The following is a 25,850-nucleotide window of genomic DNA, read 5'->3' on the forward strand; positions in this document are numbered from 1 at the left end:
AAAAACAGGGTTTAAATGGTTTTCATGTATAAAATCATTGTTTCACAGGCCCGGTTTTACATTAAATCTATTAAAAATCCATCGAGGCCGGATTACTCAACTATATAGCTGTCCTCACATATGGAATAGGTCTTCACCTTCCTTCCAACCCCCTTAACCACGTGCTTGCCGCATACAAGCCCGAGCTCCTCAAGAGATTTAAGCGCCTTATACACTCCTCTAAGGCTGTATCTCCCGAGGATCCTCCATACCTCGTAGGCTGTGAGCTCAGATTGCTTCTCGAGGATCCCAAGTATCTCGGAGCCCAGATTGCTTAGATTCCTTCTTTGCCTAACATGTTTCTCGCCAACAGTGATCACAGCTATGGAGTTACCAATGGTTTTCGCGACAGCGTATGCCAGTGCCGAGACCATCTTCGTTCTTACACCTATACGGCTTAATTCAAGTAGTGCTTCCAATGCCTCAGCCTTATCGACCTCTTCTATTTTAACACTGTTACTACAGTGTTCTATGAGCCAGGGTTTCTCAGCACCCTTCACCATAGCCCCCATGATCACGTATCCTGGATCTATGCCTAGATAGCTGAGCTCTTTGAGGGCTTTGCAGAGCGAGAAGGCTAGGGTACCCGTTTCAACCGGTACAATAACGTTTTCAGCCCTGAGTTTCCTCTCATATATCTCGAGCAATATAGTCTTCAATCCCTCTATAGTTAGTGGATTAATGTAGGGGATGTCCGCTTCCCCTGTATCACCTATTTTTATGGTGAAGCCAGCCCTGTGAATACTGATTAATTCATCAACGTCAGCGTTAAAAGGATCCTTGATTACTATACTTCCCTTAACCAATCTACGCGTATAATACGTAACGGAGTAAGCGAAGTCCTCGGCATACTCGACGCTAACGATTTTTCTACCCGTAGAAGCTAGGTAACTGGCAATAATGCTTGACGCTCTATCAGAGTATGAGCCCGTGGGATTCTTTCTCTCGTTTTTAACTAGTACTCCATTCACTACTCTAAGCGGTGTAAGCCCCTCGCCCATCGATATCTTACGGGGAAACCCTGGTAGAAGACCCCTATACCTCCAGATACTTGCCTCATTCCTCTCTATACTTAGGGAGGCTCTCTCATACTCTAGAACAGTTACACCTCCACATACAGGGCATTTAAGATGTAACCCTTTCTCACTCCACCCGCATTTCAGACACCGTGAAAAAACCCATGTATCCTGGCCCAAGATACATTCCTCACACTATCTCTTGGCTTGCTGGATAATATAGTTGTAGAGCCTTATATCACCCGTTATCTCGGGATGGAATGTCACTGCGTACAGGTTCTTCTCACGTGCAGCAACACCATGCCTACCCAGCGAGGAATCGTTGAGGTAACCAGTTATCCTCGCAGGCTCACGCGCCTCGAGTATTATAGGAGCTCTTATAAACGCTGCCCGCACCTCCCCTATATCCTCAATATCGACCGTCGCAATGAATGATTCCCTTTGCCTCCCATACGCGTTCCTCATTATCCTGATATTCATTGCCCTGAGAGTATACTGTTTTGTCTCCCCAACAACCCTGTCGACCACCTCTTTAGCCAGGAGTATTGCGCCGGCACAGGTGCCTAGAACTGGTTTACCGGTCTCCATAAACTCCACTAAGGGCTTGCTGAGCATCCTGTTCTCTATTAATGAGCCTATTGTCGTGGATTCACCGCCTGGTATTATCAATGCATCAATGTCTGAGAGCTCCTTTGAATGCTTAACGATCACTGGTTCAACTCCCCCAAGCGATTTGAGCACCTGGTAATGCTCAAGGTAGTCTCCCTGTAGAGCTAAGACGCCTATTTTAATCATGACTACACACCTCGCTCCTGCATCAACTCCTCGGGTTTAAGCCTCCTGATATCTATCCCGAGCATTGAAGCTTTCTCAGACACCATTTTCTGTGCCTCAAGCACCGTCTCCGGGTCATCCCAGTAAGTTGTTGCTAATACTATCCCTCGGGCCCTGGCCTCTGGATCATTACTCTTGAATATGCCTGAGCCAACGAAGACTCCATCGGCACCAAGCCACATCATTAAGGCTGCATCCGCAGGCGTCGCTATCCCTCCAGCTGCGAAGTTCACGACAGGCAGTCTCCCCAGTCTGGCTGTTAGAAGAGCAAGCTCGTAGGGAACTCGGTTCTCCTTCGAGTAAACCCATATCGCCTCTACATCTCCGTTCCTATAGTAGCCGTTGAGCATGTAGATATCCCTGTTTACGATCTTTATGTGTTTAACGGCCTCAGCTACGTTACCAGTACCCGGCTCCCCCTTGGTTCTGATCATTGATGCCCCCTCATAGATTCTTCTCAACGCCTCTGGAAGGCTTCTAGCACCATTAACAAATGGCGTCTTGAACAACCATTTATTAATATGGGCTTTCTCATCGACAGGCGTCAACACTTCACTCTCATCTATTAGGTCGACTCCAACTTCCTCTAGAACCCTGGCCTCAAATTCATGCCCTATCCTACATTTCGCTGAGACAGGTATAGTTATAGAGCTCATTACCTCCTCTATAACCTTTACATCAGCCGTTCTCGCGACACCTCCAGCCATTCTGACATCGTAGGGTAATTTATCAAGCACCATCACCCCTACAGCACCTGCCTCCTCAGCTATGATTGCCTGCTCGGGATTAGTCACATCCATGATGACCCCGCCTTTAAGCATAGATACAAACCCGTATTTCACCAGGGGTGTTGCTACCTCTCTCCCTGGAACAGGGTATCCCTCCTCTCTGAGTTTATCCCTTTGCTCTAAGAGCTTGTAGAGAAGGCTTCCTAGCTCCTCGAGGAACACGTAGGCGTCAACAAGCTTCAATAGGGGTCACCAGATGTATTAATGCATTGTATTATAGGATAAACATTGTTGAACGTTCCCATGGATAAGGGTTCAGGTCTTATATAGGTATAGGTTTATATAAGCTGGTTTCATCCCTTCATCCTTGTTCCCCTGTATTCCTCTCGGGCTTGCATTTGGCTTGTGGTGTTCGCGGGCACTCTGGAGCCCGTGCATCTTGAATTAAGGGATAGGGTAGCATGCCACCCTATCCCTGTCTCCGGTGAACCCGTGCTCCGGGTACTTGAGGATCCTGTAGCCTTCTCGAAACACTTGGGATGAGGGGTCGAGGCTGGTTTGAGAAGATGAAACACCTACATGGCAAAATTATACAATAATATAATAATAGCAGAAGACTAACACCAACACATACAAACCATTATAAAACCAGAAACAGCTTGATGAGGCCGGGTCTTCTCTACTTTGTAATTCATAATATATTTCACTCCTAGATATACTCACAATCGATTTAATCTTAATTAAAGTTTAAGTATACTCTATTCCATAATAATATGTGGTGTCCCTTATTGAAGATCTGCAGCGTCAGTGAGATGAGGTTGATCGATGAGGAGGCTCAAAAATACGGGTTATCCAGTATTATATTAATGGAGGAGGCTGGTAGCGCCCTTTACACAGTAATACTCAGGGAATACGGTGTTGAAGGAAGAAGGTTCACGGTTATAGCTGGGACGGGCAACAACGGCGGCGACGCGCTTGTAGCTGCTAGGAGACTACATGCAGGCGGCGGATTTGTCGAGGTATTCATCGTGGGCAACCCGATTAAGATGAGTGAAGCAGCGAGAACCAACCGTGATATCCTGGTTAAAATGGGCATACCGGTTAAATACGTCTCCAGCGATGAGGAGGTCAGCGCACTCGAGGAATCCATCAATAGGGCAGACGTACTTTTAGTGGGATTAATAGGTATAGGGTTGAGGGGAGAGGTATCCGGGCTACCTAGAAGAATCATTGAATTAGTCAACTCTAGTGGAAAACCAGTTGTAAGTGTTGACATACCATCTGGTGTTGAAGGGGACACCGGACTAGTGAGGGGTGTAGCGGTTAAGTCAAGTATCACTGTCGCCTTCGGCATGCCGAAATATGGTAATATATTATATCCAGGCTACCATTACTGTGGGAAGCTATATGTATCAATGCTCTCGTACCCGAGGGGCATCATCGAATCAGTTAGGGCTGAGTTGAATACTCCTGTGAAACTCCCTGAGAGGCCTAGATGGGGTCATAAAGGAGTATTTGGGAAACTACTCGCCGTAGCCGGCGCTAGATACTATTATGGTGCACCATACTATGTATCCCTATCATTCCTCAAGGTGGGAGGTGGATATTCTAGGCTAGCAGCACCTAAGGGCATCATACCCTATATAGCCTCCAGGGCTCATGAAGTAGTCTACATCCCCCTTGAGGAGACGAGTGAGGGCACCATAGCCCTCGGCAACCTCGAGAAGATACTGGGAGTCATAGAGGAACATAGCATAGATATTGTAGCAGTTGGGCCAGGGGTCTCGTTAAATAATGAGACACAGGAGCTCGTAAGAGAGCTCGTGGAGTCGATAGATAAGCCGGTTATAATCGATGGAGATGGGATAACAGCTGTATCCGGGAACCCTGATGTGGTGAAGAAGAGGAAGGCTCCCACTATCGTAACGCCTCACCCGGCCGAGTTCTCGAGGCTTGTTAACAAGCCTTTAAAAGAGGTACAGGAGAACCCGGTGGAGTACTTGAGGAAAGCATGTATGGAGCTAGGCTCCTACATAGTGTATAAGGGAGCCCATAGCATGATATGCTATCCGGATGGATACATATATGTGAATATGACGGGTAATCCAGGCATGGCTAAAGCTGGAAGCGGTGATGTACTCACAGGCGCTATAGCAGGGATGTATGGTATAGGGTTGAGGAACATCGGTGAAGCTGTTAGAATGGGGGTGCTTGTACACGGTCTCGCCGGGGATTTAGCAGCTGAGGATATAGGAGAGGATGGTATCACCCCAGATACTATTATGGAGTATTTGCCTAAAGCTGTTAAGGTGTTAAGGGAGAATCCTGGCCTCATAGTTGATAAATACATGCCTAAACAAGTTTAAACCCATTGACTAGTTAGATAAATCCAGGTCCATGTTTGCACTATACTTGTACTTCTCATACTCTTCCTGGTTCCTGGGCTTTCTCATGACGTAGAGTTTCTCATGATATATGAGTAGAAAATCCCTGTCCTTGAGCCTAGACCATACCTCTCTTGTCGTCTTCATTTTATGCTGTATCTTCACCACCTCCTCCCTGAGGATGAAGCCTCTTCTTAAAAGAATCTCCAGTACATGATGGGATATTGGCACATAGTATTTACGGATACGGGTATCCCCTATAAGTATTCCAAGATGTCCCCCCGGCTTTAAGACCCTATAGATCTCCCCAGTCGCTTCATTAAACCATTTAAGATACTCCTCTAGGCTGCTCGCCCTCGAGAGATCGCCGTCAACTCTACTGCTATACTTAATTATATTAAAATATGGCGGGTGAGTAATCACCAGATCTATTGTTTCATCCCTTACCCTGCTGAGCCTCCTGGCATCGCCATGATAGATCTCTACCACAGCCCTCCTAGCATTCTCTAAGTCTATACTGCATGCATCATTCGGCGGGTTCTCGAGGGTTTTTTCAAGCCAGTACAGCCTGTGGAGAGTAAGGATCACGGCCTCGTAGCTTATGTCGACGCCTATGCAGTTCCTGCCGAGGAGCTTAGCCTCTATGCAAGTGGTGCCAGAGCCGATCATGGGGTCTAGCACTATGTCGCCTGGGTTACTATACCTTTCAATCAGTAACCTAGCTACCTGGGGAGGCCAGTTACCCCTGTAGTCGCCTCTATGAGTAGCCCATGTACCCCTCTTAGGGAAACTCCATACTGTTGAGGAGGAATCAGGGAGTTCCTCGGGTAGCGGCATCATCCTCTTAACCTTAATGGGCTTTAATTCTATCTCCTCTCCCTCAACAATAACTGTGTTTCTCTTGGAGACGTAGTTCAGATACTCGTTGTAGTCAACGAGCCTCATTGATTACCCTACCAATGTATTAAGATATAGGGCCGAGAAATATATTTGTTGAAACAACGAATATAATCTTTTAGACGATCAATCCTTATACCATGCCTTCATGTATCAGTCTATATCTAAATTCATCGGACACGACTGGTTCATCCTACTTTACCATCTTTCTATATTGAATAGTATCTCTAGTAGGTTCTTAGACCATTTAAACCTCACCTTACCTATTTTCATCCTACCTATGTTCCTCGTAGAGGGTATGCAGTATGAATGATATCAGCAATGAGGTTAGAACCCATACAGCACTCCACGTCCTTAAAGGCGCTGCCGTGAAAGTACTCGAGGAAACGCGTTATGGGCTGCCTCAACATGTGTTGAGGGAAGCATGGAGGACTTACTGCACAGTTTGACCCATAAACTCAGCGATGACGAGGTGGAGGCCATTTATGGAATATAAACGCATGCAATAAGCAACACCTACCCTTGTTAACCAATGAAGTAAGCGGTGTTAACCGGTATTTTCTACATATCTCCATATGGGTCTTCATCACATCATCTCTGGCTGAGTTCCAGTGTTTTAGGATTTCAGCAGTATTCTATGGCTTGACTACAAGAATGCTTCTACCACAGATCAGGTAGTTGATCATGACCGGGTATCTGATATTATATTAAGTAGTGTGATGTTTTTATTTTTGTTTCTAAACAGGTTTATGAATTTATAAAACTAATTGAACATATAGAGTAGTGTAGGGATTTATATTGATCGAGGTTAAAAACGTATCGAAATCTTTTGGAAAGGCGAGGGTTCTTTCTGATGTCTCATTCAATGTTGGTAACGGCGAGGTAGTGGGTTACGTTGGCTTGAACGGTTCTGGTAAGACAACTACTATAAGGATAATAGTAGGTGTCTTAAACCCAGATAGCGGCGATGTGATCGTGGATGGATACAGTGTGCTCAGAGATAAGAGGAGGGCTTCAGAGAGGGTTGGGTGGGTTCCCGAGCTACCAATCTTTGAGACAGAGTTTAAGGCGCTGGACTACTTCGTTTACCTGGCAGGCTACCATGGCTTAAGCAGAAGCGAGGCCGTTAAACTAGGTAAAGAGCTACTTGGTAGGATGGGGCTGGAGGATGCTATGAATAAGAGACTCTCAGAGTACTCGCAGGGGATGAAGAAGAGGTTTGCGCTGGCTGTATCGTTGATAAGTAATCCGCCCAACATAGTATTCGATGAGGTGTTAAATGGCCTGGATCCACAGGGGATAGCCTTCTTCAGAGAGCTTACACATGAGTTCAAGAGGGAGAATAAAGCTGTATTATTCTCCTCGCATATACTGAAGGAGGTTGAACAGTTAGCCGATAAAGTAGTGTTTATACATAAGGGTAGGATAATAGGCATATACACAGTAGAGGAGATAACCAGGCTCGCGAAGCCAAGCTTGAAGATAAGGGTTTCAAGCAATCTTGAGGAAGCGGTCAAGATACTGAGCAACTATGGTGAAGTAGTAGCCGGAGACATGGAGGTAACTATTAAAATAAACCATGGAGTTAGCCCGGAGGAAATAGTGGGCGAGCTCGTAAAGAGAAACATCGGAGTCAAGGAGTTCAGAAGCGAGGAAAGGGATCTCGAAACATTCTTCTTCGAGTTAATAAAGGAGGCTGAGAAACAGTGAAACCCTTTATCTACGACTTCAAGAGAGCACTATTCAGAAAGGCAACCATGGTGACACTAGTCTTATTCCTAGTTGCTGGGTTAGGGTTAACATATATCTCAGCACAACAGATGATAACAGGGAGTCTAAACCTCCTTTATAATGGAGTAGTGCTCTTTAGACTAGACACGATGGGTCGGAAACTCGAAGTGATCGGCGGGGTATATGATAACGAACTCAACCCAGCCAATATAGAGCTGTCGCTCAGCCTATCCACTATATCCGGATATAGTTCAGACTGGAAGACTATAGACCTTGGAAGATATCAGTTAACAGGGGAGACTAGACTAGAGATCCCAATCCCAGGCGAGATAGTAGAAACACCTGAACCAGGTATGAAAGCTGCTCTCAGAGCAGTGATTACCAGGGTAAGGGTTGGAACCCTGGATATATCACACCTAAATGAACCCTTACCTACTTTATTTCTAGACAACGTCGTAAATAATACCCCAGTATATGGAGGCTGTATATTCCTAGGCCATAAGGGTTCACACATATCGATAGACTCCCATATTAATGTATGCATGAATATAGCTTCAGCCAGGGATAGGCTCTACCTCATAATGGGTTTCCCACAGCTACCGGTTAAGCCGTTACAGGTATACTATAATATATCAGTAGCCGAACTTGTATCACTCACCTCATCAATAAACGTTGGAATTGTTAACTTGACGGGCATGAAGTACCTAGGCGATATAAGCGATGACATGAGGATATATGTGTTCCCGATAGAACTGGGAGATGTCTCCAGGCATCAGTTCCTAAACGTCTCCTGGGCAGTGGTGACAAGCAATGGCGAGATTCGAGGGGGAAGCGGTAATATAATCGTAAATATGGGGGAGACTGCAAGAGGTGTCATAACAAGCTACATAGGTAGTACAGGTTTATCCCTCTTCGCCCTCTTATTCCCCGTTGTAATGCTCTACCTAGGCTACGTCTTAATAGCTAAGCCGAAGAGCCAGGGCGCTTTGGAGTTCATTCTTGCGAGGCCTATTACAAGAGCAGACCTATACATGACCCGATACATTGCAGGTATACTGGTAGCCTTAACTGCACCACTTTTATTCATCACAACGCTGTATGCTGGGGTATACGTGGTTATGCGGGTATTGCTTAGCCCGCAGGACATGCTGTTATTCTACCTGGGTATAGCTGGATCCCTGGTGGCCTTCTATACTTTATGCTACTATATAGCTGTAGAGTTCAAGGGCACCTCATACCTAGCCCTCGCAATAACATTATACTTGTTCTTCCTAATAGGGCTTCAGATAGTAGGCATGATACTGGCATTCACAATAGGGCATACAACAAGCATAGATGAGATAATAAAGACCCAGTATAAGCTGTACTACTTTAGCCCGTTTGGATTCACAAACCTGGTTTCAGCACTAATACAATACAATTACAGGGTGCTAGGGGAAATAGTTCTAGAGGTAGTTAAGCCAGAATACATTGTAGCAGCTTTCGCCGCCTGGACGCTAATACCGTTTATAGCCGGGTTACTCAGGTTCAAAGTGAAGAATCTATCTAGCTAATTCCACGCATATATCACAATTTTTTAAAAAAGCGAGAATACCCAGAGGTTGATTTTTTATTATTCACAGCTATATAAAAACAGTTCATGACGGCGGGCAACCACAGGTGCAAGCCTCCACAAGCTCTAATCGAGTAAGACTCCTGTAGCTCATTGAAGTGGTTATTTAAAATAGTTGTCTGATATCGAAAAGGGTTTAACCTCCGCTGAAAGCCTTGATAACTACTACCTCATGTATTCTGCATACATCCTCCTCCGGTTTCACGGGGTTCCCGATGTCTGTTAGTATTACAAGGTTTTCTAGGTTAACCGGTAGCTTGAGCTCTCTGATCACCTTGTCAACTACTGCATAGATGGGTCTGCATTCCTCGAGCTCTATGCACTGTCTTTTCTTGTCTCCTCTTGTTAGACTACTGCTTAACTCTATACAGAACTCCATGGTCTACCTTTCGATCCTTTCCCTAAGCTCTCTAGCTACCTCGACGGCACCATATAGTTTTAGCCTTCTCAGGGTTTCCTCAGTAGGTATCCCGTATTCATCCCATCCAAGTCCATTATAGTATTCAGCAAGCTTGCTTCTGACATCCGATGGGTCTACTCTAGCTCCCTTATATGGCCCAGAGGGTAGTGGCTCGTAGAATCTCGGGGGGTTGTCGTCATGTATTCTTGGATCCCACGTGGCATCAGGGCCTCCCAGCAGTAATAGCATCCTTTGGAGTGAGAGTACTCTAGGAGCTATCTCACCATAGAACTCCTCCCTAGTTATATTCCACCCGGTTACAGTATTAAGGTATTTAATCATAGTGGAGTCATCGACTGCTGTGAACATGCATACTACGCCGCTATCTAGGAAGATGCTCCATGCTTCAGAGCTATCGTTATCTACTGGGAGACCAGCTACTGATGTATGGTCTCCTCCCTGCACAGAGCCCGCGTAAGCTATTGGCTGGGGGTAGTCTTTCCCACTTCTAATCCCATGCGCGCCTACACCTACTCCTTTCACCTGTACAGTATATCTAAGTAGCTCACCTGGATCAAGGTTCTTCAATCCAGCTATTTTAAGCGCAGCCCTATATGCCCCCTCTGCAAGTATGCTTCCCATGCCCCTTCTATATACTATATCCTCCAGCAGCCTCTTTAACGAGTTGAAGTCCCCCCATTTAAGCTCATAGCCTATGTCCTCTCTTGTTAAATATCCTTATGTTTATAGGTTTGGTGCTTGCATTATAGCTGGATGATGGGGGTTGCAACCAAGCATTGGGAGGAGGATCTCTGATCATCCCAAGTGCCCCGCAGATAACGTAAACCCTGAATAGATGCAGGGAACAGTAAGCCACCCTCTCAGGGCGGAGAGGAGGCCGGACGGATTTATTAAATCCTCTTAATGCTTACACCGGTTACACTGCCCCCTGATATAGTGATTAACGCGTAATATCCATGCATGAATGGACCTGGGTGAACTATCACTGTGCCACCGCTCCTAATCCATCCGGAGTGCTCGTGAATGTGGCCTGTTATCCAAAGTAAGGGCTGTCTGGCTGTCATGAATTCCCTGAATACCTTCGAGCCTATGTGCATGTTGCTTACTTCATCAAAGAAGCCGTTCACGGGTTGATGAGTGATCATTATGAGCCTGCCCGGATCAATACCACTGACCCTCCCTATTAAATCATTAAAGTCGTCCTCGCTGTACTCGATGAATGTGTTAAACGGTGATACACCCCCACCCCCTATCCCATAGAAGATGTATCCCTCTACTTCAACTGGCTTACCATGGATGTTTAGAATATTGTTTGACGTATCCAGGGAGCCAGTTAGCCGGGGGTCATCGCAGTTGCCTGGGATGAATAGAATCGGTGATCCCACTGCCTCATGTAGCTTCTCCAGTATCTTGATAGCTATGTTAGCCGGCTTAAAGTATGTTATGTCGCCTGCTACAATTGTGAGCCCAACTCCGCCGGCCTCCTCAACAAGTTTGGCGAGAGCCTTAAACCTCTGGGTCCTCTCATGTATGTCAGAGAGTGCTAGGATGCTCAGCATGATACTTCACCATGGGTGCTGAATAAATATAATCAAGCCAGGGATTAATCAATATGGACTATGGTTAGGGGAGTTGAGACATGGCTAACTGCAGTATATGTGGGCGTCCAGCAATATATGTGAACCCCGTTAATAATAAGGCTTACTGCAAAAACCACTTCATCGAGTACTTTGAGAAGAAGGTTAAGAAGACCATTAGGAAATACCGTATGCTGGGTAAAAACGAGCATATAATAGTGGCTGTGAGCGGTGGGAAAGACTCAATAGCCCTCCTACACGTACTCCACAAGTTATCGAGGAAGATGCCCGGCTGGCGTGTCACAGCTGTACTTGTAGATGAGGGTATAAAGGGGTATAGGGAGAAGACTGTGGAGAACCTTGTTGCATATGCCGCGAAGAACAAGGTTGACTACCATATAGTATCCTTTAAGGAGTATATTGGTGCATCACTTGATGAAATAGTTGAGAAAGGGAGAGCAAGAGGTCTCCCATACCTCCCCTGTAGCTACTGCGGGGTTTTCCGCAGATACGTCCTCAATAAGGCTGCTAGAAGACTAGGTGGGACGGTTATAGCTACAGCCCACAACCTCGACGATGTTATTCAAACATTCTTAATGAATATTGTCTCGAACAGTGTTGATAAAATATATAAGCTAACACCGGTTATAAGCGATGAAGAAGGGGGCTTCATTAAGAGGATAAAGCCGTTCTACACTGTCCTTGAGAAGGAGTCAGCCCTCTACGCATTGCTGAATGGATTAATAGAGCCTGAGTATGTTCAGTGCCCGTATGCGGAGTATAATATCAGGTTCACTATCAGGAAGTTAATAAACGAGCTCGAGGATAAGCATCCAGGCGTAAAGTACGGGCTACTCAACAGCCTCATATCCCTCACGCAGGAAAAGCAAACCAGGGACACCGTGAACAAGAAGCAAGTATGCAAGATATGCGGAGAACCCTCCTCACATCCAGTATGTAGAGCCTGCCTCTACAGGTACGAGCTCGGCTTAACGACTAGTGAGGAAGCAGACAGGATAACCGAGTTAATCAGGGAAAACCCAGTGTTAAAGAAGTACGTATATCTAAAACAGTCTTCCTAACCGGTCAACTCAGAACCACCATATTCAGCTATCCAGGCATTCCTGTAGACCGGGTCTATGAACATGTATTCCCTGCCCTCTATGAGGATGTATGGATATCTGCGGTGTTCAAGAATACTTTGAGAATAGATGTCTCACCGATCCTTCTAATTGTTACATCCATATGACTTAGTTACATGGATGTAACCTAACAAATATCACTGTTGAATACTTTCAACGGTATTTAGCTATACACTTAAACAATGATTAATCTAATACATGAAAAACACGGAGTGGTCAATGTACACGGGCTACTCGTATCTCAATGCTACTGCAGGCGGTATCTTCATAGCGCGGTAAGCTGGGAATATTGATCCAAGTATGCCTGTTAATATGGTTAGCAATATTGTTTCAGCCATAAGCTCTACGGTTATCTTTGGTGAAGCCTGTATGCTCATGGTGAAGGCTTCCCCGCTTGATATAACTAGCCCGTGAGTTGATAGGAGATGCGCACCGATAAAACCTACTAGTACACCTATGGCACACCCGATAATACTCATCGTGACACCCTCCATTATTATCAGGGCAAGTACCTGGGTATCCTTGAATCCAATGGCCTTCATAACACCTATCTCTCTTGTACGCTCCACGACGCTGGTTATCATTGTTGAAGCAGTTCCAGCTACAGCTACAGCGAATGCCGATAGGGTGGCTGCGAAGGTTATAAAGTTGACTGCTGAGACAATGCTTGAGGCTATCCTAGCTATGGCTAGGAAGGAGATCACGTCGAGGTTGCCACCGTACATGCTTCTTATCCTGTTCGATACCTCGTCGACTATATTTGGTGATTCAGCGAGTAGAAGGATACCGCTCCAGTCTTTTACGCCAAGCATTTTCTCAACTGTATTCATGGGCACGAAGATTGTTTGATCAGGGTTTAGAAAGGCTGCACCCCCATATTTATCTAGTACACCGGATACAACGACACTGAGCCTTTTAACCTCTACTTTACCACCTGTCTTGACCTGGTAGACCGTGACTGAGACCACATCACCTACACTGTACTCTGGCTCACCGTTATCACTGTAAGCTATCTTATAACCCACCAGTGCTCTACCGAGATCGCTTTCGGAGGGAGTTCTACCCTCTTTAACTGTGAGGCTGGTTAAAGCTTTCAGTAGGAAATCCGGGTTCACCCCATAGATGAAGACGGTTTTCTTCTCGCCTCCAATATACATTTCGCCCTGTGTCGAATAGAATGGCGATGCATCGACCACTCCTTCTATGTTTTTAAGCGTATCCAAGTCATCCTGTGTAAGCTTGTAATCCCTGCTTGGTGTTACAACTATGAGGTTTTGCCCGAGTCCCATGATACTGTTGACTATGAAATCACCGTAGCCCGAAGTGACGCCTCCTATGGTCATCAAAGCCATGGGACCTATGGCTATTCCTATGATTGTTAAAACCGCCCTGAGTTTCTTCTCCGAGAGCGTCCTGATGCTGAGCTTTAATATATCGCTAACCAGCATTTTCACCAACCGTGATCCTGTGTCTGCTTATATACCTATATAGCAGGTAAAACACGGCGACAAGGAATAGCGCCACAACTAATATCACAGCTAGGTAGTATCCTTCAATACCGCTGGACTGTGGCATCGTCGTGGTTTGCTGATGCACTAATTGCACCGGTATATCATAGCGGAGTGTATACAATGTATTGTACTCGTCCTTGAACTCTATGATCAAGCTACAGTTATCCAGGTACCTGGATGAGTATAGGTCTACTCTGAAGGGTGTCTGTGATGATGGATCTATGTCTCCTATAAACATATAGCCGGATGCATCCCCATAGAATACTTTCACGTACACGCTTCTAGCTTGTGCGAGACCAGTGTTGAGTATTATCCCATTAACACTGAGTTTCCCAGCATTATCATAGTATCTTGCACTAGTATCCTCGACTAGCTCAAGGTTTATGAATGGCCTTATAATGGCTGAGAGCGTGGTATTGATGGACCCAATGTAGCCATATACGTCGCGGTATATTAATGAGACAGTGAACACGGCTGATGAAGGAGAGGCTGTGACTCCTCCCCCGATGCTTATTGAGACAGGGTTGTATATAAGCTCGTATCTGATTTTGACACTCGAGTTACCGGGTATCATGTCAACGTATTTAACAGCTCCCTGTGGTATCGCATTGTTTGATGCAGGTATTAACGCGATGTATACATTGTAAACTGGTGAATCATACTCGTTGACCACGTCTATATCCAGTATGCCGGATCCATTCGCGAAGTATACGATTGGAGAAGCCGGGTGTACGGTGAGTAATGGAGGCTGGTACTGTATCTGCATGGCTAGCGTTGAGTTCACGCTGTAAACGTATCCCCAGTGATCAGTGAATGAAAGCGTGAAAGGCACCTCGTATAAACCGGCTGAGGCATTTAATATATTGAGCCTGGCAATGAAAACCATCAGATCTCCCCTCTGGACACTGGCCGGTTGCTGAGCCTGCGTAGCTTGCAACATTTGAAGGATCCCGGATAAGTCTGGAACCCCTTCCTGTAGGATCTGCTGGAGCTGCTGACTCGGTATAATACTGCTAGGTGTTACAGTGGCTTCCCGTGAACCCGTTAATGCATCACTGAGTCCCTGGGGCAGGTATAGTGTTAGAACTGGGTTTGAGATAGAGGGGAATCCATTGTTCCTCACCACAACCATGTAGCTGACCCCTCTCCCGCCCTCCGTGGGTGCTCCGCCAACCCATCCAGCTTTTACAACCTCCACAGTGTTTTCCAAGCTACTGATGGTGAATAATAATGGTTCCCTAATACTCCTCCTGAATCCCCCGCCAACATACTGCACGTAGTAGTCGATGTTGAGGTATCCCATATACTGACCCGGCTTACTACACTTTACATCAATAGTGTAACTTATGCCCACAGATTGAAGACTGTTAACTGGTCCAGGTATATACGTAGTATTATTCACGCCCTCATGAAGCGACATGCATAAGGGTGGCTCGATAGAAACCCATAGAGAGTATACAGGGTATGGCTCCAGATTGGCTAATTGTACCGTGAACACAGCCCCCCTCTCACCTGGATAAACAGGGTTGTTACCGGCCCATGATGAAGAGGCGACCCTCACGCCTTCCCCAGCTCCATACTCCGGTAGTAGTAGGCTGAAGCTGAGTGACTCATTAAAGTATATCCCTGTATTAAACGCGTTGACACGGTATCTAGCTGTTACATTAAAGTACTTCACACCCGGTGTAGCACTCGATAGATCCAGGTAAAATACTGCCTGGCACGTGGAGCCCGGTGGCAGAGTGGTTGCACAAGTAGTGTTCCTTGTAAGGGGTGTGACATCGCTCGGGGTAGTTATCTCCAGCTCTAGGCTTGAAACCTGGTATATCCCGGTATTGGTTACCTTGATGGTTAAACCGGCTCTCGGGTTGCCTGGATATATATACGTCGGCGTTCCATCGCCCCAGAAATAATCTGTTAACTCTAATATAGGCCTCCACCCTAAGAGCTCCCCAGGATCAGAAACCCTTACCCCGATAGTGAACGCCAACTCGACGTACTTTGTTGAGCCATCGTTATTCACTAAGAAGCCTCTTAGAGTCATATATGCCTCGTAGGTTCCCGGGGAGGTATCGAGAGCGATATCTATGCCTGTGAAAACTATTTCTGTGAGCGAGTACTGGTTCACAACAATATTTCTCGCCACTAGTTCACCGGGTCTAAACACCATTGGAAGCCTGAGCACAACATCGCCGTCTCTAATGCTGAACCCCCCATTGTTCAACAGCGTTACTGTGATGCCTAAGCCGGTGGCACCTGGGTACGCGGTTGAAGTAGACCATGTTGCATTAACGATCCTTACATTTAGTTCCGGAGAGGTTTCCAACGGTATCACCAGTCTCATGGAATACGATGCCGGATACCATGATTGATCCCTATTAACCATGCAGTTGAGCTCGATGTATGCTTCAACAACACCAGTGTCTTCCGCGATATTCAACCCCGTGATTCTTAATTCAAGGGTGTCCATGTATGAGAGCGCTTGTGAAACCTCTTGTATAATGGTTCTACTCCCATTCCCTGTGAATGCGCCATTCAGTTCCGTGGTAAGGTATAATATCCTCACCGTGTTCGGCTCGAGGGATTGGATAATGAATCTTATACCTGTACTGTTTAAGCCGGGTAATGGGTACTGTGCTGTAAGCGAGTAATCTAGAACCCTGATATCTAAGGGTGGAGTTGACCCTACGGTGATTTGAAAGACTAATTCTCCATCATCCCTATACGTTACCCCGTCGCTAGTTGATAACTCGGCTGAGACATGAATACTGACAGTGTAAGAACCCGGCTGTGTATATGGTTTAATCTGTATGTTATTGAATAATACGGAGGCCGATTCGCCTGGATCAACGCTCCCGGTGTAAGAGGTGTTAGTCTCGGAGGGTGTGAAGTATTCTCCAGGTAGCTCTAGTGTTAGATCCATTGATGTAATAGTTGTATTACCGTTATTGACCAGTTTAACGTAGAGGCTCACCGGGTTTGAACCCGGATACCCGTAGGGTGTGAAGTATGTCTTCTCAACTGTTAAAACCAGCTGCGGGTAAGGTGAGACCGTAACCGGTATTGCCAGAGCATAGTACTCCAGTGCTGATGAACCCTCGATATAGTATGAGATATTCAGTGTGAAATAGTATTCCCCAGGTATAGTATTCCTCGATACATCAATGGTGTACGTAAAGCGGAGTACATCGCCCGGTGAGATCTTATGGATGTATGTGCCATTGGTGTATGCTCCACTAGTGCACTGAGACCCCCTGGTCGTGAAGCCATCCGGTAGAACTAGACACGCGTAGGGTGAGATCGCGTTGTTTGAACCGGTATACCTGAGGTCTACTGTTAAAATAGTTGCAGAGCTACCGGGGTAAACGTCTCCACCGCTCCTCGACCTATAGGAATACCCTTCCAACACCCAATCGCTTGCCTGCTGGTAGACCAGTGGGGTCTGGATTAGATAGTTCGTAAAGAGTAGAAGTATTAGTATACGGGGTATAAGCGCTCTGGACACCATAAATAATCCCCTCAGGAGTTATTCACGTGGTTCTTAAAATACATTTCTCACTCCTCGGCTCCTCGACTGATTTAACCACTCCATCCCTTAACACTACTATCTTCTTTGTGCAGTTAGCTATCTCCGGGTCATGTGTGACAATAATTATTGTTAACCCGGCGTCGTTTAGCCTGAGGAAGGTATCCATTACAAGTCTAGCTGATGATCTATCGAGGTTGCCTGTTGGCTCATCCGCGAGGATTACCTCGGGCTCTCCAACTATGGCCCTAGCAATTGCTACCCTCTGTTGCTGACCACCGCTTAACTGATTAGGCTTCTTGGGCAGCCATGATTCATCGCCGCCGGCCATTTTAAGTGCTTCAATAACCCTTCTAACCCTGATGTTTCTCGGTATACCCCTGGGTATTAATGGAAGCTCAATATTCTCTAGCACTGTGAGCCTATTGATCAGGTTGAACTGCTGGAAGACGAAGCCTATCTTCCTATTCCTTATATCAGCTATCTCATTACTGCTTAAGCCCGTTACATCCCGACCCTCGATTATTATCCTCCCGGATGTCGGTTTATCTAGTAGTCCAAGCATATTCAACAGTGTTGATTTCCCTGAACCGCTTGGACCCATAATCGCTGTTAAATCACCCTTGCAGACGCTGAAGGAAACCCCTTTCAACGCCCGTGTCTCAACGTCTCCGACCCTATATATTTTCCAAATATTCTCAAGCCTTATTACCTCGCTCATAGGGCACACCTTTATCCATAAATATTTCCGTCATGAAGTAATATTTATAAATATATATTAATTTAAATATTTTCTGAGGTAGCTGTAAATGAATAGAATAAGGCATAGAGGGAAATACGTTGAGCTATTAATACTGGATATGTCGCGTGGAGGCCGTATCCACGGGTATTACCTATTGAAGAAGATAAGGGAGGAGACAGGGCTACCAGTGAATCCAGGCCTAATATATCCATTACTAAAGGGCATGGTTGAAAAGGGCCTGATCAAGGCGGAAGAGAGTTTCGAGAAAGGGAGACGTAAGATAGTGTTCAGGATCACTGAGAAAGGTGAAAAATACCTAGAGGAAAACAAGCAGGAGCTCGAAATAGCTAGGAAATACTTTGAGAAGCTGAAACTAGCCAAGGAGGTAGGGCTCACTAAACTGGTGGCCAGGCTAATAAGGATCTTCGAGAAAATAGATCAGCTAACCCCTGAGCAATTAGAGGTTATCAGAGGCATCACAAGGGAGCTGGAGGCTAAATTAATAGATATTGCAGGTGAGTAAGTGATGCAGGATATAGTTATCGTTGAAAACCTTGTTAAGAGGTTCAGGGATGTCATAGCAGTGAACAATATATCATTTAAAATAGAGAAAGGTGAAATATTCGCCCTACTAGGGCCAAACGGTGCCGGTAAAACGACGACTATACATATAATATCAACGATACTAAGGCCGACTAGCGGGAGGGTCCTCGTAGCAGGCCATGACGTGCTCAGGGAGCCTGGCGAGGTTAGGAAGAAGATTGGCATAGTTTTCCAAGAACCCAGCCTCGATAACCAGTTGACAGCATATGATAACATGTATATACATGGGAGGCTTTACGGGCTCGGTGGAGAAGAGTTAAGGGAAAAAATAATGAGGCTACTCAAATTTGTCAACCTCGAGGAGTACGCGTGGAAGAAGGTCGTATACTTCAGCGGTGGGATGAAGAGAAGGCTTGAGATAGCTAGGAGCCTTCTTCACGAGCCAGAGATACTAATATTAGATGAACCCACGATAGGATTAGATCCTCAGTCAAGGGCTAAGATATGGGATTATATAAGGGAGCTGAGGAAGCTCCATAATATGACGATCCTGTTGACGACACACTACATGGATGAAGCCGAGGAACTTGCTCACAGGGTGGCAATAATGGATCACGGTAAGATAATAGCCCTTGACACGCCCGATGGATTAAAGAATATGCTTGGCAAAGACGTCGTGTATCTTAATGTAAATGGAGGTAGGGACTTCTGTAGCGCTATAAGTTTTGTTAAGGAGTGTAGAAAACTCGGTGAAAACAGATATGAGCTACTGGTGGATAACGCTTCAAAACTTATACCAGAGATCATAGCTACCGCGTCATCCATGGGGCTGGAGATAACGGAGGTATCCTATAAGAGGCCCTCTCTCAACGAAGTATTCCTACATCTCACAGGAAGAGAGTTAAGGGATAGCCTTGAAGCATCGGCTCCCATGGCTTTCAGGGGTAGGAGGTGGCGTTAAATGAACGGCTTCAACGCGTTTGCCTCATTATTCTATAGGCAGGTTAAAAGGTGGGCTAGCTCCCGCTCTAGACTCATCTCAACGATAATACAGCCACTGCTCTGGCTGGTGTTCCTCGGCCTGGGCTTCGGCGGAGTATTCAATCCAGATAACATTAATACCTCGGCCTTAGGGATCAACGCTACCGTAATGCCGGTGCCAGTAAATGTTACTGGCATCGTGTCAAGATACTTTAACATGGTTTTCGGCGGTATAGACTACGTAACGTTCATGGTTAGCGGCATGGTTGCGATGACAGCATTCATGGGTAGCTTTATAGCCGGTATAAGCGTGATATGGGATAAGCAATTCGGCTTCCTCAAGGAGACCCTGGTGACACCAGCTCCTAGAAGCGTTGTAATAGCTGGAAGGATATTTGGCGATGCATTCGTCAACACTCTGCAGTCAGCCATCATAATAACGCTGGCACTGCTCTTCACAAATAACATAAGGATAACTGGGATACCCATATCACTACTATACGTCTTCATAATGGCGGTGGGGTTCACTGGTCTAGGGACAGCTATATCGCTTAAATTCAGTAGTATGGAGGGATTCCAGATGATTATCAACATAATTACAATGCCCTTGATGTTTATGAGTGGAGTCTTCTACCCGGTTAAATCCATGCCTACATGGATGCAGTATGTTGCAATGTTTAATCCATTAACATATGCCGTACATGCTTCAAGGTACTGGCTCACCGGTGCTGATGTAGGCTTCGACTACATGAACCCACTGGTCGACATAGTAGTTTTATCGATTATATCGGTTGTCCTCCTAGTAGTCGCTATGAGGATGTTTGAGAGGGCTACAATCGAGGATTAATTTCATTGATTATTTAAAAACCAACAACCTCTTTTTTATCCCTTCTATCGAAAATATTTAAATAATAATTAACAATGAATACAAATGGTGGTGCTAACAATGAACATGCGGAGATACAGGGCGTTATTCATTGATGCATCAACTAGGAAGCACTGGGTTGAGGAGTATGAGTTAAATGAAGTGTACTCGCCGATATCGCTAGGACTCAAGCTTCATATGGAGAGGTATAGATCATGGAGCAAGCCCATCTATCACTCCGATAACGCATTAATTCTCGGGGCTGGTTTGTTCACTGGATCAAAGATGTATGGCGTGCATAGATTTGTAGCAGTGTTTAGAAGCCCATTAACCAAAGGGTTACATGTATCCGAGATGGGTGGTGCTGCATTCCAGTTCAAGATTAATGCTGACGCGGTAGTTATAGTGGGTAGATCAGAGACACCCCTCATAGTTAAGATCTATGATCAGGGCAACGGCGAGCCGGTTGTAGAGTTTCACGAGATACAGGAGGAGACGCTTGAACATGTCTGGAAGGGATACGGTGGCTTCAAAGGCATATACGCGCTACAGCAGTACCTTAGCGATCACTTCAAGGGTTTCTACGAGGAGTTTAACGGGAGATCTATACTGGTTGGCCCGGCCTCCAAGTATACTAATATAGGTGCTCTTGCCTCGGTAACGCTAAACAAGGGTAGGATGGATCATGGGAGCGAGGACTTCGCGGCTAGAGCTGGTGGTGGGAGTATACTGTACAGGGCACATGGGGTTGCAGCAATAATCTATGGAGGTAGGTATGATAGAAGCACCAAGGTACCCAAGGAGCTCAGTGATACAAGGGAGCTCGACAAGTTATTCATGGAGTTAACCAAGCAACCATATACTCAGGCAGTGATTAATGCCGGTGTGAAATACAGGTATGACCCGAAGCTAAACACTGGTGGCACACTCGGCGGAAACTATCCGCATCTCAAGGCAACGACACCTATGTTTAACTGGAAGATGATATATCTGCCTAAGGATCTAAGAGAAAAGTTACACGAATTAATCATGAAGTATATGTGGGAGCCATTCAATAGGGAGGCCATTGAAACCAGGAGCTGGAAGACATGCGGCGAACCATGTCCACTGGCATGCAAGAAGGTGAGGCTGGGTAAGTACAAGAGCGACTACGAGCCATATAATGGATTAGGCCCCATTATAGGGGTACTAGACATACATGAAGCCGAGAAAGTGGTTGAATTAGCTGATGCATACGGCTTCGACGTAATAGAGCTGGGCCAGATCATAGGATTTCTGTTTGAAGCCATGGATAAGGGATTACTTAGACCAGAGGAGATAGGGCTACCCGGTAAGCCATTCTTTGACCCGGCATCATACAGTATAGAGCATGCAAGAGTTAACGCTGAGCTAGCTGTGAAGATAATTGAACAACTTGCCTTCGGGAGCAATCCATTACTCCGCCTCATAGGTGAGAGGGGATTGAGGTCGGCTGCCAAGATACTGGATATATTATATAGGGAGAGGACAATAGAGAGGAAGACAAGGTTCAGTGATATACCTATATACGCTGCATTCGGCGAAGAAGGCCATATAACACCTAACTACTACTGGACACCCGGCCTAGTAGCCCCACTAGTGGTTCTAGGCAAGTACTGGACGGTTTATAGTGGCGTATTCATGGAGCCCGAGGAGTTCGCGTCAAAATCCATTGAGAGAGCCATATACGAAGCATTAATAGCTGATATGGGGCTCTGCAGGTTCCATAGAGGTTGGGCTGAGAAAGCCATACCAGTGATACTCGAGAAATACTATGGTATTGAAAAGCCGCTTGAAAAGACACGTGAGCTATATAAGAAGATAGCGGAATACCAGAAGCTAGCTGGGGCTCTACCAGTCTTCTGGGATTCAGGAAAGATAATAGACTTCATGGCTCTTGCGGCTGAAGAATATGGTAATGTAGAGTGGGGTGGAAAGTTCAAGGTAAATAAGGAGGCAGCTGCAAGAGAGTGGTGGGAGCGCTTCTACAGGAAGCTTGAGGAGTTAACCAGCTGACATCCTCCCCGCCTTAAGGGACAAGGCTTTCAGTTGTAAAACCATCACTTTTACAGCCTTGATTCTCCTTTTTATTGGCTTAGACTATTCTTAGTTTACTTGAAAAGGGGTCTGTAATGCCCAGCGCGTCAACTAGTATACAGGAGTGCATACTACGGGGATTAGTGAGAGCTGTAAAGGATTCAACCGGGATCGAGGAGGAAGTAGTTGAAAAATATATTATTGAAGGCAAGATAAGGATAGCCCCGACACCTGATCCAAGGATGGGTGATTATGGAGTAGCCTTACACATAGTGTTCAAAAACTATCCAAGAGATAAATGGGAGGAGATCGGGTCCCTGATAGCGAGGAAGCTTCTCGAGTACTCAGCTGAGGAATGCAGGCTTAGAAACACCGTGTATGTTAACGGCTATATCAACGTGGAAGTAGACTACTCCACTATATTCAAGTCGTTCATGGAGTCGCTGCTCTCGGGCAGATTGCTCTCCGAGCTAAGGAGCATCGGCTTCGGTAAAAACACTGTTGTAGAGCATACAAGCGCTAACCCGGTTCACCCCCTGCATATTGGCAGCGGTAGAAACAGTGTAATAGGCGACACCTATGCTAGGCTTCTTAAATACCTCGGCTTCAACGTGGTGAGGCTCTTCTACGTTAATGACCTCGGGCGCCAGGTAGCAGTATTAGCTTACGGGGTCAGCAAGCTGAGGTCTCAGGGCATTGTGCCGAGGCCCGGCTTGAAAATAGATCACTGGTATGGCATAGTATATGCTTTAACAAACATATTCATAGAGGAAGACAGAATAGCACATGAACTAGGCATGCTCTCACTAGAGTTGAACAAGCTACTTGAGGAACTAGAGAACACGCTACAAGGGTTAGCCGGGGAAGCGGATTCACCAGCTCTGAAAAAGTTGCATTCAAAGATACATATCCTCGCAAGTAAGACGCGTCTAAAGCACGATACTGTTAAAATACTGGGAGAGCTAATCAAGGAGCTGAGACATCAGAGTGAAAGCTGGGAGAAGCTTCCAGACATCCTTAACGAATATAGTAGAAGGGTAGGTGAGCTGGCTACTAGGTACAGGGAGCTCTACAAGGAGTATGTGGAGTATGTAAAGGCTAAGAGCACCCTATGCAGGGACTACCATGAAATATGCAGGGGGCTACAGCAAGGGTTCAGGGGTTACGAGGATGCTGAGCGAGAGATATCAGAGATCATGAAGAGGGCTGAAGGAGGTGATCCCGAGGTAAGGCGTCTCCTCAGAGATATATCAGGGAATGTGTTAAGGGGCTTTATTGAGACCCTAGAAAAGATCAATATTGGATTCGACGGCTTCGATTATGAGTCAAGCGATGAAGTACTCGAGTTATCGAAGGGCATTGTTGACGAAGTAGTTAAGACAGCGTATACTAGGATAGTTGATGGAGCCGTAGAAGTTGATCTCAACAAGGCTGGTGAGGAAAACAAGTATGTTAGAAGCCTCTTCCATCCTGATCAACCCGGTAGATTCATTATTAGGAGGCGGGATGGGACCACTCTTTATGTTACAAGGGATATAGCCTATACATTAATCAAGTTTAAGAGGTATAATGCTGAGAGAGTATACAATGTCATAGCCGTGGAACAAGCTAGGGCACAGAAACAGCTAAAGGCGATACTCTACCTACTCGGCTATAAGAGGGAAGCCGATAACCTGGTGCACTTCTCATATGAAATGGTCCACTTGAAAAATATGAGGATGAGCGGTAGGAGGGGCATATACTATACAATGGATGAGTTATTAATGGATATGGAGGATTCAATAGTGGCGAGGGGTATTGAGGGATCGAGTAGCTTTAAGCAGGAGGCTGAAGGCAAGTACATTGATTTAATGGAGACAGCTAGAATGCTAGCGGTAAACAATGTGCGTGCACTACTTCTATCAGTTGAACCAGGTAAGGTCTTATCTTTCGATCCAAGCAAAATAGATAGTTTTGAACACGGTATAACGGTTACCTATGGATTAGTAAGGGCTCAGAGCATACTTAGGAAGCTATGGGGGCTTGAGCCACTAGTGGAAATCAATGCAGTGAGATCCAGGAGTATTGAGATCTATACATCACTTAACACTGAAAGCATGGAGTTTAATACTGAAGAAAAGCAGATACTTGAGATGCTTGTAGGCTATCCCCGTGTGTTAAGAGAGGCTTACGAGTACATGAGGCCAGATAAACTCCTAGAGTATGCTGTAGAGTTATCGCTGTTCTTCAATAGAATGTATGAGAAGCACAGGGTTATAGGCGAGCCAGATGCCGTTAAGAAAGCCGTCAGGGTGCTGTTAACGGTAGCGGTGTTCCTGGTGCTGGCTGATCTCGCTGAGATAATGGGGTTCCATAAGTTGAAGAAACTATAACCCTGGAGCTGAAAGCTTTGACCAGTATTCGTGGAGACATCTTTTTATTCCCAGTAGTATGGGTCGCGATAAGCTCGGCAAGCATACTTGTAGTCCTCTCCAATGAACCCGGTGAGATATGCGCGTTCTGGAGGCTATTCTTCTCCTCGCTGATCCTGCTACCGTTATGGATTCAGGCAAAGAAGCATGTGAAAATGCATCATGTAGCATCGGGGATCGCTTTATCACTGCATTTCATACTATGGATGAGAAGCCTCTTCCTGATACCCGTCTACACCAGTACATTGCTTGTCGTGGTTTACCCGCTTTACTCTCTGGTGGTAGATATACTTGTCTATAAGTATAGGCCAAGCCTAATCCAGCTACTTGGATTCGCTGGAGGCGTTACCTCTCTCACGCTTTTTCTCGGGGTTAACAGGCTAGCTTTAAGCCAGGGTGCTGTACTCTCCCTCTTAGCCGGGTTATCTGTAACACTGTATTTCGAGCTGGGCAGATATGCCAGGGGGATTGTGAAGGAGTCTCTTGTGGAGTATGCCTTCCCAACATATATGTCTGCAACTGTTTTCACAGCATTATATAATATTGTATCCGGTTCAAGGATACTGCCGAGCAGCCACTTATCCTATCTATACTTCATCCTGATGGCATTAATCCCCATGATGCTCGGGCACACCTTAATGAACTATCTTCTAAAACACTATCCCGTGTATCTTGTTACATCGGTGTCTCTTGGAGAACCGTTTGGAGCCGGGTTGCTTGCATACATAGTGCTGGGGCAGCGCATCTCATTATATAACCTGGCTACCGGCTTATTAACAATTGCATCTCTTATAGCTATAATACGTGGTTATAGATAGGGGATCACGGGAGTGGT

Annotated in this window: 20 protein-coding genes and 1 pseudogene; 11 read left to right on the forward strand and 10 right to left on the reverse strand. The window is 45.8% G+C overall.

What is annotated here, in order from left to right; all coding sequences use genetic code 11:
• Positions 1-92 precede the first annotated feature (92 nt).
• The 3 genes from SPHMEL_RS03470 to pdxS are packed head-to-tail and all read right to left on the reverse strand — an operon-like array spanning position 93 to position 2,860.
• Complete coding sequence (locus tag SPHMEL_RS03470) at positions 93-1,235, reverse strand: pyridoxal-phosphate dependent enzyme (RefSeq protein ID WP_042667373.1); 1,143 nt, start codon at positions 1,233-1,235, stop codon at positions 93-95.
• Positions 1,236-1,250: 15 nt separating this feature from the next.
• Positions 1,251-1,847 carry a pyridoxal 5'-phosphate synthase glutaminase subunit PdxT gene (gene pdxT, locus SPHMEL_RS03475; RefSeq protein WP_042667932.1) on the reverse strand — a complete coding sequence of 199 codons (597 nt, stop codon included), beginning with the start codon at positions 1,845-1,847 and terminating at the stop codon, positions 1,251-1,253.
• A 5-nt stretch (positions 1,848-1,852) separates the two neighbouring features.
• Positions 1,853-2,860 carry a pyridoxal 5'-phosphate synthase lyase subunit PdxS gene (gene pdxS / locus SPHMEL_RS03480; RefSeq protein ID WP_012608150.1) on the reverse strand — a complete coding sequence of 336 codons (1,008 nt, stop codon included), beginning with the start codon at positions 2,858-2,860 and terminating at the stop codon, positions 1,853-1,855.
• 530 nt (positions 2,861-3,390) lie between these two features.
• On the opposite strand from pdxS, the gene SPHMEL_RS03485 reads away from it, so the two are divergent.
• Positions 3,391-4,983 carry a bifunctional ADP-dependent NAD(P)H-hydrate dehydratase/NAD(P)H-hydrate epimerase gene (locus tag SPHMEL_RS03485; RefSeq protein ID WP_051400994.1) on the forward strand — a complete coding sequence of 531 codons (1,593 nt, stop codon included), beginning with the start codon at positions 3,391-3,393 and terminating at the stop codon, positions 4,981-4,983.
• A 9-nt stretch (positions 4,984-4,992) separates the two neighbouring features.
• Here SPHMEL_RS03485 and SPHMEL_RS03490 read toward each other — a convergent pair whose 3' ends face one another.
• Positions 4,993-5,946: a TRM11 family SAM-dependent methyltransferase gene (locus SPHMEL_RS03490; RefSeq protein WP_042667375.1), complete on the reverse strand. Its 954-nt coding sequence runs from the start codon at positions 5,944-5,946 to the stop codon at positions 4,993-4,995.
• 257 nt (positions 5,947-6,203) lie between these two features.
• Between SPHMEL_RS03490 and SPHMEL_RS07305 the strand changes: the two genes are divergently transcribed.
• The 3 genes from SPHMEL_RS07305 (at position 6,204) to SPHMEL_RS03500 (ending at position 9,182) form a co-directional block, all read left to right on the forward strand.
• Positions 6,204-6,347, forward strand: a complete 144-nt coding sequence (locus SPHMEL_RS07305; RefSeq protein WP_012608154.1) for a hypothetical protein — start codon at positions 6,204-6,206, stop codon at positions 6,345-6,347.
• Positions 6,348-6,696: 349 nt separating this feature from the next.
• Complete coding sequence (locus SPHMEL_RS03495) at positions 6,697-7,608, forward strand: ABC transporter ATP-binding protein (RefSeq protein WP_042667376.1); 912 nt, start codon at positions 6,697-6,699, stop codon at positions 7,606-7,608.
• Positions 7,605-9,182, forward strand: coding sequence for an ABC transporter permease (locus SPHMEL_RS03500; protein ID WP_042667377.1), 1,578 nt, complete (start codon positions 7,605-7,607; stop codon positions 9,180-9,182). Before SPHMEL_RS03495 ends, SPHMEL_RS03500 begins: the two co-directional genes overlap by 4 nt.
• A 195-nt stretch (positions 9,183-9,377) precedes the next feature.
• Here the strand turns inward: SPHMEL_RS03500 and SPHMEL_RS03505 are convergent, their stop codons facing one another.
• The 3 genes and pseudogenes from SPHMEL_RS03505 to SPHMEL_RS03515 all read right to left on the reverse strand — a co-directional run bounded on the left by SPHMEL_RS03505 (position 9,378) and on the right by SPHMEL_RS03515 (position 11,221).
• Positions 9,378-9,620, reverse strand: a complete 243-nt coding sequence (locus tag SPHMEL_RS03505; protein WP_042667378.1) for a hypothetical protein — start codon at positions 9,618-9,620, stop codon at positions 9,378-9,380.
• A 3-nt stretch (positions 9,621-9,623) separates the two neighbouring features.
• Positions 9,624-10,367 (reverse strand): annotated as a pseudogene (locus tag SPHMEL_RS03510) (aldehyde ferredoxin oxidoreductase C-terminal domain-containing protein); the annotation flags it as partial.
• A gap of 185 nt (positions 10,368-10,552) precedes the next feature.
• Positions 10,553-11,221 carry a metallophosphoesterase gene (locus tag SPHMEL_RS03515; protein ID WP_042667379.1) on the reverse strand — a complete coding sequence of 223 codons (669 nt, stop codon included), beginning with the start codon at positions 11,219-11,221 and terminating at the stop codon, positions 10,553-10,555.
• An 80-nt stretch (positions 11,222-11,301) separates the two neighbouring features.
• Here SPHMEL_RS03515 and SPHMEL_RS03520 point away from each other — a divergent pair, with 80 nt between their 5' ends.
• Positions 11,302-12,321 carry a TIGR00269 family protein gene (locus SPHMEL_RS03520; RefSeq protein WP_042667380.1) on the forward strand — a complete coding sequence of 340 codons (1,020 nt, stop codon included), beginning with the start codon at positions 11,302-11,304 and terminating at the stop codon, positions 12,319-12,321.
• Between the two features lie 290 nt (positions 12,322-12,611).
• On the opposite strand, the gene SPHMEL_RS03525 is transcribed toward SPHMEL_RS03520, so the two are convergent.
• From SPHMEL_RS03525 to SPHMEL_RS03535, 3 genes are read right to left on the reverse strand one after another with little or no spacing between them, the layout of a single operon-like run.
• Positions 12,612-13,829, reverse strand: a complete 1,218-nt coding sequence (locus tag SPHMEL_RS03525) for an ABC transporter permease (protein WP_042667381.1) — start codon at positions 13,827-13,829, stop codon at positions 12,612-12,614.
• Positions 13,819-17,400, reverse strand: a complete 3,582-nt coding sequence (locus SPHMEL_RS03530; protein ID WP_042667382.1) for a COG1361 family protein — start codon at positions 17,398-17,400, stop codon at positions 13,819-13,821. The genes SPHMEL_RS03525 and SPHMEL_RS03530 overlap by 11 nt, the downstream gene beginning before the upstream one ends.
• A 22-nt stretch (positions 17,401-17,422) precedes the next feature.
• Positions 17,423-18,139, reverse strand: a complete 717-nt coding sequence (locus SPHMEL_RS03535) for an ABC transporter ATP-binding protein (RefSeq protein ID WP_042667383.1) — start codon at positions 18,137-18,139, stop codon at positions 17,423-17,425.
• 88 nt (positions 18,140-18,227) lie between these two features.
• Here SPHMEL_RS03535 and SPHMEL_RS03540 point away from each other — a divergent pair, with 88 nt between their 5' ends.
• The 6 genes from SPHMEL_RS03540 to SPHMEL_RS03565 all read left to right on the forward strand — a co-directional run bounded on the left by SPHMEL_RS03540 (position 18,228) and on the right by SPHMEL_RS03565 (position 25,833).
• The gene (locus SPHMEL_RS03540; RefSeq protein WP_042667384.1) at positions 18,228-18,683 is read left to right on the forward strand and encodes a PadR family transcriptional regulator; all 456 of its coding nucleotides are present in this window, start codon (positions 18,228-18,230) and stop codon (positions 18,681-18,683) included.
• A 3-nt stretch (positions 18,684-18,686) separates the two neighbouring features.
• Positions 18,687-19,664 (forward strand): daunorubicin resistance protein DrrA family ABC transporter ATP-binding protein, encoded by a 978-nt coding sequence (locus SPHMEL_RS03545; RefSeq protein WP_042667934.1) that lies wholly within the window; start codon positions 18,687-18,689, stop codon positions 19,662-19,664.
• Entirely contained in the window at positions 19,665-20,531 is an 867-nt protein-coding gene (locus tag SPHMEL_RS03550) for an ABC transporter permease (protein WP_042667385.1), read from the forward strand.
• A gap of 99 nt (positions 20,532-20,630) precedes the next feature.
• On the forward strand, positions 20,631-22,583 hold the full coding sequence (locus SPHMEL_RS03555) for an aldehyde ferredoxin oxidoreductase N-terminal domain-containing protein (RefSeq protein ID WP_042667386.1): 1,953 nt from the start codon (positions 20,631-20,633) through the stop codon (positions 22,581-22,583).
• Positions 22,584-22,699: 116 nt separating this feature from the next.
• Entirely contained in the window at positions 22,700-24,976 is a 2,277-nt protein-coding gene (gene argS / locus SPHMEL_RS03560; RefSeq protein ID WP_042667387.1) for an arginine--tRNA ligase domain-containing protein, read from the forward strand.
• 17 nt (positions 24,977-24,993) lie between these two features.
• Positions 24,994-25,833, forward strand: coding sequence for a DMT family transporter (locus SPHMEL_RS03565; protein ID WP_042667388.1), 840 nt, complete (start codon positions 24,994-24,996; stop codon positions 25,831-25,833).
• The last annotated feature ends 17 nt before the right edge of the window (positions 25,834-25,850 follow it).

The sequence above is a fragment of the Desulfurococcus amylolyticus Z-533 genome (genome assembly GCF_000513855.1).
GTDB lineage: Archaea > Thermoproteota > Thermoprotei_A > Sulfolobales > Desulfurococcaceae > Desulfurococcus > Desulfurococcus amylolyticus.